The organism is Saccharopolyspora sp. NPDC000995, assembly GCF_053599315.1.
This window is the reverse complement of sequence record NZ_JBSFLZ010000016.1, coordinates 64,078-72,923: the sequence shown is the minus strand read 5'-3', so window position 1 is coordinate 72,923 and position 8,846 is coordinate 64,078. Positions and strand designations below refer to the sequence as shown.

Sequence of the window (8,846 nt, the reverse complement as noted above, 5' to 3'; positions counted from 1 at the left end):
AAACCTGCATGGTCGGGGGCATAAAAGAACACTAACCAAAACAGTCCGCTGTTGAGTTCTCAAAGAACACACCCACACCATCACCCGACCCCACCCAAGGGACCCGCAGCTCCGGGGAGCATTTCCTCTTCGCTTTCTTGTGTCACCGACTTTAGACCATCATGTTTTCCGCTGTCAAACCGGGGGGCTCGTTTCCGATCCGACCCAATTCGTTATCTTCGGGAAACCATTCGGTCTTCAGTTTTCAACACGCGCAAGCGTTTCACTTTATCAAGTCTTACCGTTTTCAGGCCCGCCCACTCTACCACTCATTCGTGAGAGCTTGGTTCGCGGGACCCGCATCAGGCCCGGCCCGGTTTTCCCGGCCCGTGTCGCGCTGACTTGGAATAAGTTACACGGCCCCGAAACACCCCCGACAACCACCCCCCACAAAAGGGAAAAACACCAGGTCAGAGGCGATCTTGGGCGTTGCGCCTTGAGCCCGCCACCACTGCCGGGATCGATGTCCACGTTCGTGTGGTCCTGCTTCCTCGCCGCGAAACGCCCGGACTGCGCCGGTAGCCTCCCAGACGATCGCCAGAACGGGGGTAGCAGTGGACTCCACACCGATCTATACAGAGTTGCGAAAGACGCTGATCGACCCGGAAGACCGGAACTGGGGTCCCAGCGCCCCGCCGGAGTTCGCCGCTTCGCTGGCGGATCGGGCCGAACGGCCGAAGACAGAAGCCAAGAAGTCTGCGCGCCCCGGCTCCGGGGCGCGCGGCAGGGCCCGTCGGCACCGCGCCGAAGACTGACCCGAATCACACCCGCACCGCACCGCGCGTGCTGCCGGTCGCCGAGCAACTGCGTTCGGTCGCCCTGCCCCACCAGCTTGCCCAGGTGCATGACCGCCACCAGGCGCGCCAGCAGTTTCGCCAAAGCCAGCTCGTGGAAGACGATGTCGATGTTGTGTCGCACCGATAGCAGCCGGCGGACGGGCAGGCGGCTGATGTCCAGGCCGTGGAGCACGATCCGGCGTTCCGCCTGGGTCACCAGCCTGGCCACGGATTTGCTCACAGTGGACTTTCCGGAGCCGGATTCCGCTACCGAAGCGAGGATTTCGTCGCATCCGGTGTGCAACGACATTCCGTCAACGACGCGCTGGCCGACGTAGCTGACGACCAGGTCCTCGACGCGGAGGACCGGCTCGGGTTCGGCCGGCTCACCGACCTCCCTCCTCGGCACCGCCGCCAGGAGCGCTCGCGAGTACTCGTGCTCGGTCGCGGATCCACCATCGAATACAGCAGGTCGACGAGCAGGTTCACCAGGATGTATCCGGCCGCCGAGACCAGCACAGCGCCTTGGATCACCGGGGAGGCACGGGTGAAGTGCACACGACATCGACCATCAATTTGCCGAAGCCATGAAGATCTGCTCGTTGACCACGGTTCCGGAGATCAGCGTGCCGAGCTGTAGGCCGAGGATCGTCATGACGGTGATCAGGCTGTTGCGGACTCCGTGGACGGTGCTCACCCGCCACTCCCGGCGCCCTTGGCACGTAGCCGGGTCGTCTGCCAGCGGACCGGTCACCTCGCCGGTCTTGCCGCCGACGTTGTGGACGTTCACGGTCATGCCGTAGTACTGCGGCGTCGGCTGGTTGAGCAGCATGATCTCTTCGTCCCGCACCAGACTCCGGAGCACAGGTTTGCCATCCGGATGTTGTCTCCGACACCGTCCGGCAGACCAGCCGATCACCGGACCGCGTCGCGGTCGTAGTAGAACTCGCTGCGGTCCAACACGGTCAGGTCCTTTAGCGACGCGTGCGGTGAACCGGAACGGGCCGACGCAGACCGGGGCGTCGGTGAAGTCCTCGCCCCGTTCGTCGAGCTTGGCCGGGAATAGCGGATCCACGACCGCCACGGATTCGACCGCGCTGAGCTGCTGAAGATCTGGCGGCTGGCCAGCGTCGAGGCCAGCGTCGGTTCGAGCTTGTCCGGCTCCTGGTCGAGCGTGACCACTGCCTTCCGCCGCGGACCGTCGCTGCCTGCACGGAGGAGCGCACCTGGGCGGCGGTCTGCTCGACGTCGACCAGCGGGGCGCAGCCGGTCGCTGCGATCGCCACGGCCAGCAGCACCGGCACGCACTGCCTGAACCTCACGGCCACGCGCGCCTCCTGCCTGCTGCAGGATAGAAGGAGCGCGTGTGCCGTATTTGGCCCGACACGACGTGCACACATCCGTGATCCTTCCGGCATCGACCCGGATTCGGACAGGTCTCCCGCCGGTGGAAAGCCGTTCAGCTTCCCGTTGCTCCGGCGCTAGTCATGCGGCGTCAGCTCGTGAATAGCGGCCCAACACGTGCCTTTTCGCGGGCACGAATCCGACCGCCACCGCGGAATTCGGGCCGAGCGACCCATTCTCAGTCGACTGCGGAGGAGAACTGCGGCATCGAAACCGCCGGGACGCGGTCCGCTTCCGGCTTCGGCTCTTCGGCTCGAGGCGCGGTGAACAACGTTTCCTCTACAGGCGCGGGCTGCTCGACCGGCTTCGGGGCGACCGGTTCGGCGGCCTTGGCGACCGGTTCGGCGGCCTTGGCGACCGGTTCGGCGGCCTTCTTGCTGAGGTGCTCGCGGGTGCGCTGCGCGGCGCCGCGGATCTGCTCGGTCAGCTGCTTGTTGGCCTGCCGGACCTGCTCCTCCTCACGCTCCTGCTGGCGCGTGCTGCTCGCCGGCTCGGGCTTCGGTGCGCGCGCGGCCTTGATGTAGCGGTCCAGGACGACCCGGAGGTGTTGGGCGTGCTCGTCGTTCAGGTCGATTTCATACGTCACACCATCCAGCGCAAAGGTGATGGTGTGGTTGGCCGGGGACCCGTCGACATCATCGACGAGTTCGACCTGAATCCGCTCGGCCATGATCACCTGTCTCGGGAACGTGCCCCGCCTCGATTCGCGACACTTGCAGGTAAGACTACTGAGAGCCTTAACCACGTTGTAGCACGCGGCAGCGCCGTTGTCTCGTACTCAACCATAGAGCAGCTCGTTGCCCAGCCGATAACCGCCGGGCGGGTCACGTACCGCCGCACCCTGCGACGGTACATGGCCACCAACGGACAGTAACCGCTGCGGGACAATCCGAGAAAGTAATCCAGCGCACATCGCAGAAAATTCCGGCGGCGGCTGGATCATTCTTGCGGCGATCGTTTATTGTTCGCTCGCTCTTCTCCGCACCGGCGGTGTGGAGAAGACGGGGAATCGAACCGGAATCGAGGGGTACCGTGGCGCAGAAAGTCACCGTTCAGCTCGTCGACGATGTCGACGGCACACCAGCCGACAGCACCGTGGAGTTCGCCTTGGATGGGGTGAACTACTCAATTGACCTGTCCTCCGAAAATGCCGCCCAACTCCGCGACTCGCTGGCGTCTTTCGTGGCCAGCGCGCGCAAGACGGGTGGCCGCAAGCGCGCCGTCGCCAAGGCCGGCAAGCCCTCGGCGACGCCGTCCGCGGCCGACCGCGAACGCAACCAGGCCATTCGGGAATGGGCCCGGAATCAGGGGATGCAGGTTTCTGACCGGGGTCGCATTCCGGCCGAGGTCGTCGAGGCCTACGACAACGCTCAGTGAGCACTAGCCACGGGCGGCCGGTTCGAACTCGGAGCAAATCCGGCCGCCCGTGAAACTCGCAAAATGACTCCTCGTAGTGCGGTTGTCGACCAGCAGTAATTGTCTGGGGTGAATCCCTTATCTCGTTGCCAAGAAGTCGGTGATTTCGTGGCGAGTCGGCATCGAGCTGCTAGCCCCGTTGCGCTGCACCGACACGGCCGCTCCAGCAGAGGCCAGCCGCAGCGCCTCGGGCACCCCGACGCCTTCGCCCATCGCCGTGCTCAGCACCCCGACGAAGGTGTCGCCCGCGGCCGTCGTGTCCACGGCGTCGACCGGGAAGCTGGGCACCTCCACACGCGCACCGTCGCGGTTGCCGTACAACGAGCCGCGGGCACCGAGGGTGATCACCACCTCGGGGACCAGTTCGAGCAGCATGGCCAGCGCGCGGTGCGGGTCGTCGTCGCCCGCGAGGATCGCCGCCTCGTGTTCGTTCGGCACCAGCAGATCCACATTCGACAGGATGTCGGCGGGCAGCGGCACCGCCGGGGCCGGGGTGAGCACCACGCGCACCCCGTTGCGCCGTCCCGCCGCCGCAGCCGCGGCCACGCCGGGGAGCGGAATTTCCAGCTGCAACAGCAAACTCTGCGATCCGCCGATCAGTTCTTCGTCGCCGTCGACGAGTCCGTCGACCGTCCCGTTCGCTCCGGGCACCACGATGATCGAGTTGCCGCCTTCGTCGTCCACCACGATGTGCGCGGTGCCGCTTCGCCCCGGCACCGTCCGCAGGCCCATTACGTCCACAGTAGACTTCTGCAGGGCCTCGCGGATCTGGGTGCCGAAGTCGTCCTCGCCCACCGCGCCGATCATGCGCACCGTGGCGCCCGCCTTGGCCGCGGCGATCGCCTGGTTGGCGCCCTTGCCGCCGGGCACCGTGTGGAACTCCCGCCCGAGTACCGTCTCGCCCCGCTCCGGCACCGTCCCGACGTAGGCCACCAAGTCCATGTTGCAGCTGCCAAATACGGCCACAGTCGTTGTCACGTGGTTCATCATGGCCGATGTGGGGGCCCCGAACGCTTGACGGGTCCTGGCCAGTTCGACGACGTACGATGCCGACCAACCGTCGAGAAGAAGGCGAGACGCGGTGGATTACGCGGTGACAGCCGAGCTCGAGCCGCCGGCCGGGGTCGTGGGGCTCGACGCGCTGCAGCAGGAGGGGATCGCGGCCGTGCTCGACCGTCACCTCGCGCTGGTCGAGGGGGTCTCGGGCCCTGGGGACGCCGACATAGACATCCTGGACTACCGCATCACGGTGCATCCGACGGGCGCGAACGTGGTTCTCGCACTCGATGCGCCGTCGCTGCTGGCGGCCGAGGACGCCGCCGCATCGGTGCTCGACGAGCTGATCCGCGAGAGCGAGGTGCTCGGCGGCTGGTCGGTGTCGCACTCGGAGGTGCGGATCACCGAGGACGAGTTCAACCAGCGGCTGGCCGCGGTCGACGACGTCAACGAAGAGCTGGAGGCCGCGGTCGAGGAGGCGTTGGAGACCTCTGCGGAGCCCGCTATGGACGCCGAGCACTGGCGCGCCCGGCTCACCGAGCTGGCTCCGCAGCTGCGAGGGTTCGATGCGAGCGCGTTCGGCGTCGAGCCGGATTCGCACGTCCTACCCGCCGGGGCGCTCATCCACGCGGTGCGGGTGGTCACCGACGAGATCTTCTACGACGAGCTGGCTCTGGCGGTGAACAATGCGACGGTAGCCGACGCGGTCGGGCTGCTGGTGCTGGAGGAGCTCCCGCCCTGCTACGACCACCGCTACGACGCGTTCTTCGCCCGCGCGTTCGTGCTGTCGTCGGCTGCCGTCGCGGTGCGGATGACCGAGTCGTCCTGGACGCCGCCGCGCACGGTGGCCGAGGCGCTGGCGTTGCGGCTGATCATCAACGAGGCGCGCGTGGTGCTGGAAGCCGCTGAGCTGATGAGCTGGGAGGAGAGCGAGTCGGTGTTCGCCGGGTTCGCCGGGCGGGCCTTCAGCGACACCCAGCACGAGGAGCTGTACGAGGTGGACCTGCCGCTGACCTCCGACGCCGAGCCGGAGGTGGTGGAGCAGATCACCAAGGTCGAGGCCGAACTGCGCGCCCGGGGCCTGGCCTTCGGCCAGTGGTTCGTCCCCCGCGACGGCGACCCGGCCCGCCACCCCTATCTCGGCTCCGTCTAGGCGGCACGATTTCTTGCGTTGCAACTGCGGATCGGCCAGGTCGCCGCTGCGGATCGGCCAGGATGAAAAGGGCGCAGTGGAAATCAGCGCTCCGATTTCCACTGAAATCGCCCACCCTGGAACCGGGGTTCCGCGTTGCGGAAGTTTCAGGCCTGGTTTCGGACGGAGTACGGGGGGACCGTGCAGCCGATGAGGCTGGCCTCGTCGATCGTCTCCGGCTGGTAAGCCGACTTCGAGAACGCCTCCAGCATCACGTTGGTCGGGTCGTCGAGCTGCTCGACCCGGCCGAACAGGAACGCCCACTCGTGCTCGTCCGAGCCGAAGTAGGCGACCGTGTCAAACACCGACCGGAACCGGTTGTAGGAGCGGATCAGCGTCTCGTTGCGCCACACCGTCGGGCAACCCGCTTGGAACGCGACTACGCCACCGGCCGCGAGCACCGCCTGGCAGCGCTGGATGAACTCCAGGCCGTACAGCCGGTTGTGCTGGCCGTCGGCGTCGTCGGCCCGCTCGTCGGGCAGGTCGACGACCACGATGTCGTAGCCCTCCGGCGGCGCCTGGTCGAGGAAGCCCCAGCCGTCGGCGTAATGCAGCTTGATCGGACCGTCACCTCGCTCGACGCGGGCGAGCTCCTCGGCGCTGTAGCCGTACGGCAGGTGCTCGGCGCAGACGCGCACGCACTGCTCATCGATGTCCACGTGGTCGACCCGGCTGGCCCCGGCCGCGGCCGCCAGCTGGCTGGCGACGCCCTCGCTGGAACCGATGATCAGCACCCGCTCGACCTGCGCGGCGAGCAGGAACGCCGGCACCATCATCGCCTCGTGGTAGACCAGCTGGGAGAACTCGGTGCTCTGCCGGTCGTCGTCGCAGAACAGCGAGACGCCTTGCCCAGTGCGGCCGATGACCACGTGCTGGTATTCGGTGTCGCCCTCCCACAGCACCTCGTCGACCCGCCACAGGCGCTGCAGGTCCGCGCCCATCGGTTCTTTGATCCACTGGTGCCCGTCGAGTTCGATCAACGGTGCTCCTCCTTGATTCACGTTGCCAGGTAAGGCGAATTCACGAGGCTAGGTTTGCGTAGTCGTGGCCGCGTTGAATGGTCTGGACGTTCTGCGAGGCCGGCTTCAGCGCCTCGGCGAGCAGTTGTACCGCGCGCTCCGGTTGGGCGGTGTGCCCACAGGTGAAGACGTCGATGAAGATCGAGCCGTCCTCCGGGTACGTGTGTAGCGAAGCGTGGGACTCCGACAGCAACGCCAACACGGTGACACCTTGCGGCTCGAACCGCTTGGCGATCATCTGGCACACGGTGGCGTGCGACTGGCTCAGCGCGTTGTGCAGGGTGTCACGCAGGAACTGCTCGTCGTCGAGCAGTTCCGGATCAACGCCCTCCAGCTCGGCGAGGACATGCTGGCCGGTGAACAACCCGACCGGCGGCGTTCCGGTGTCAACGGACATCTATCGACCTCCCATCCTTTCGCAGAATTCCAGTACCAAGTCGGCACTGCTTCGGTGTCGGCTCCTCGAAGTCGCCGAGGCAATCACGGCTGATCGTCGCCGTCGACGCAGTACGTGGGCAACGGGGTGAATCCGTTGAAGCCCACAGACGAGTAGCTGGCGGTGTACGCGCCGGCGCTGAGCAGGTCGACCCAGTCGCCGCCGCGCAGCGTTCGTGGCAGCTCGTACCGGGTGCGCTGGTAGAGCACATCGTCGCCATCGCAGGTCGGCCCGGCCAGCACGACCGGGCCGAGCGGGTCGCCGTCGCGCGAGGTGCGCAATCGGTAGGTGATGGCTTCGCCTTCGGTTTCGGCGAGCCCGTTGTAGCGGCCGATGTCCAGGTAGACCCAGCTGCGTTCGCCGTCGCTGGAGTCCGAGACGAGCACGACCTCGCTGCGCAGCACGCCCGCATCACCGACGATGAAGCGCCCCGGCTCGATGAGCAGTTCCGGCCGCTGGGCGCCGAAATTGCGGTCCAGCGATTCCTCGATGCGACGGACGTAGTCGGCCAGCGGCGGGGCGGCTTCGGTGTAACCGGCGGGCAATCCGCCTCCGAGGTTCACCATCCGCAGTCGCAAGCCGTGCGCGGCGCAGTCCTCGAAAACCTGCCGGGCGGCGCTGATCCCGTGCTCCCACGCGGCGGGTTCCAGCTGCTGCGATCCAATGTGGAACGACACGCCGTAGGCATCCAGTCCGAGTTCCTGCGCGCGCCGCAGCAGTTGCGCGGCGGTCTCCGGCGGGCAGCCGAACTTGCGACCGAACGGGGTCCGGGACCCCTTGTTGTCCACCAGGACCCGGCAGAACACCTGTGAGCCCGGCGCGACCTCGGCGATGTTGGCCAGGTCCGCGGCGCTGTCGGTGACGAACAGGCGGACGCCCTGCTCGTAGGCGCGGGCGATGTCGCGGCGCTTCTTGATGGTGTTGCCATAGGAGATCGACTCCGGCGCCGCGCCCTTGGCCAGGCACAGGTCGATCTCGCCGGGGCTGGCGACGTCGAAGGACGCCCCCAGGCCGACCAGTTCACCGACCACTTCGGGGGTGGGATTGGCCTTGACCGCGTAGCAGATCCGGGCGTCCGGCAGGGCGGTTCGCAACTGCCGGTAGCGGTCGCGGACCTGGGCCAGATCCATGACCAGGCAGGGGGTTGCGGGTTGCTGCCGGTCAAGGAACTGCAGAATCGGGTCCGGCGCGGCGAATTCGGTCTGCTGCGCGGTGCCGCTCGGGCGGTCCGTCACACCGGTGGTGGCGGACAGATCGGTCAATCCCGGTACCTCCGTCTCGGCTGGTGGGGTTGGGGTTTCCCTGGGTTCTTCCCGCCAGGGGCATGCACTCTTGGAGCGCAACTGCGACCAAGCACAGTACCGCGCTCACTTACGGATTTCGAACCGCGCCCACCTCTACCCCCGGACAGCGGAACATAGTGTGAGCACCCCCACGGGACCTCGCCGAGGTCGTCGCGTTGCGTGGTCGGATTCCCGACTTCCCGTGATCGGCGGAACACCTGGGAACGGGAGCTGCGCAGGCACAGGTTTCGCCTGGTCCGGACCCACGAGTGCGTCGGGCGCAAC

The 8,846-nt window shown here is 66.8% G+C and carries 10 protein-coding genes and 1 pseudogene; 3 read left to right on the top strand and 8 right to left on the bottom strand.

Going from position 1 to position 8,846, the window contains the following annotated elements:
- Positions 1-620 precede the first annotated feature (620 nt).
- Complete coding sequence (locus ACWDKQ_RS08690; protein WP_450138142.1) at positions 621-794, top strand: hypothetical protein; 174 nt, start codon at positions 621-623, stop codon at positions 792-794.
- Positions 795-924: 130 nt separating this feature from the next.
- Here the strand turns inward: ACWDKQ_RS08690 and ACWDKQ_RS08685 are convergent.
- From ACWDKQ_RS08685 to ACWDKQ_RS08670, 4 genes and pseudogenes are all read right to left on the bottom strand, one after another.
- Positions 925-1,125: pseudogene (locus ACWDKQ_RS08685) on the bottom strand (ATP-binding cassette domain-containing protein); the annotation flags it as partial.
- A 261-nt stretch (positions 1,126-1,386) separates the two neighbouring features.
- Complete coding sequence (locus ACWDKQ_RS08680) at positions 1,387-1,665, bottom strand: hypothetical protein (protein WP_450138141.1); 279 nt, start codon at positions 1,663-1,665, stop codon at positions 1,387-1,389.
- A 65-nt stretch (positions 1,666-1,730) separates the two neighbouring features.
- Positions 1,731-1,997 (bottom strand): hypothetical protein, encoded by a 267-nt coding sequence (locus tag ACWDKQ_RS08675; protein WP_450138140.1) that lies wholly within the window; start codon positions 1,995-1,997, stop codon positions 1,731-1,733.
- 400 nt (positions 1,998-2,397) lie between these two features.
- Complete coding sequence (locus ACWDKQ_RS08670; protein WP_450138139.1) at positions 2,398-2,889, bottom strand: Lsr2 dimerization domain-containing protein; 492 nt, start codon at positions 2,887-2,889, stop codon at positions 2,398-2,400.
- A gap of 362 nt (positions 2,890-3,251) precedes the next feature.
- Here ACWDKQ_RS08670 and ACWDKQ_RS08665 point away from each other — a divergent pair, with 362 nt between their 5' ends.
- A complete protein-coding gene (locus ACWDKQ_RS08665) occupies positions 3,252-3,596 on the top strand; it encodes a histone-like nucleoid-structuring protein Lsr2 (RefSeq protein WP_450138138.1) in 345 nt (114 codons plus the stop codon).
- A gap of 117 nt (positions 3,597-3,713) precedes the next feature.
- On the opposite strand, the gene rbsK is transcribed toward ACWDKQ_RS08665, so the two are convergent.
- Positions 3,714-4,613, bottom strand: a complete 900-nt coding sequence (rbsK, locus tag ACWDKQ_RS08660; RefSeq protein ID WP_450138137.1) for a ribokinase — start codon at positions 4,611-4,613, stop codon at positions 3,714-3,716.
- A 115-nt stretch (positions 4,614-4,728) separates the two neighbouring features.
- Between rbsK and ACWDKQ_RS08655 the strand changes: the two genes are divergently transcribed.
- Complete coding sequence (locus tag ACWDKQ_RS08655) at positions 4,729-5,784, top strand: hypothetical protein (RefSeq protein ID WP_450138136.1); 1,056 nt, start codon at positions 4,729-4,731, stop codon at positions 5,782-5,784.
- Between the two features lie 146 nt (positions 5,785-5,930).
- Here ACWDKQ_RS08655 and ACWDKQ_RS08650 read toward each other — a convergent pair whose 3' ends face one another.
- The 3 genes from ACWDKQ_RS08650 to ACWDKQ_RS08640 all read right to left on the bottom strand — a co-directional run bounded on the left by ACWDKQ_RS08650 (position 5,931) and on the right by ACWDKQ_RS08640 (position 8,540).
- Entirely contained in the window at positions 5,931-6,803 is an 873-nt protein-coding gene (locus ACWDKQ_RS08650) for a spermidine synthase (protein WP_450138135.1), read from the bottom strand.
- A gap of 40 nt (positions 6,804-6,843) precedes the next feature.
- Positions 6,844-7,239, bottom strand: a complete 396-nt coding sequence (speD, locus tag ACWDKQ_RS08645) for an adenosylmethionine decarboxylase (protein ID WP_168586860.1) — start codon at positions 7,237-7,239, stop codon at positions 6,844-6,846.
- A gap of 83 nt (positions 7,240-7,322) precedes the next feature.
- Positions 7,323-8,540 (bottom strand): type III PLP-dependent enzyme, encoded by a 1,218-nt coding sequence (locus ACWDKQ_RS08640; protein ID WP_450138134.1) that lies wholly within the window; start codon positions 8,538-8,540, stop codon positions 7,323-7,325.
- Between the last annotated feature and the right edge of the window lie 306 nt (positions 8,541-8,846).

Excerpts from the sequence above, each read along its gene's own strand:
- ACWDKQ_RS08670 (WP_450138139.1), bottom strand. The coding sequence starts at position 2,889 with ATGGCCGAGCGGATTCAGGTCGAACTCGTCGATGATGTCGACGGGTCC.
- speD (WP_168586860.1), bottom strand. The coding sequence starts at position 7,239 with ATGTCCGTTGACACCGGAACGCCGCCGGTCGGGTTGTTCACCGGCCAG.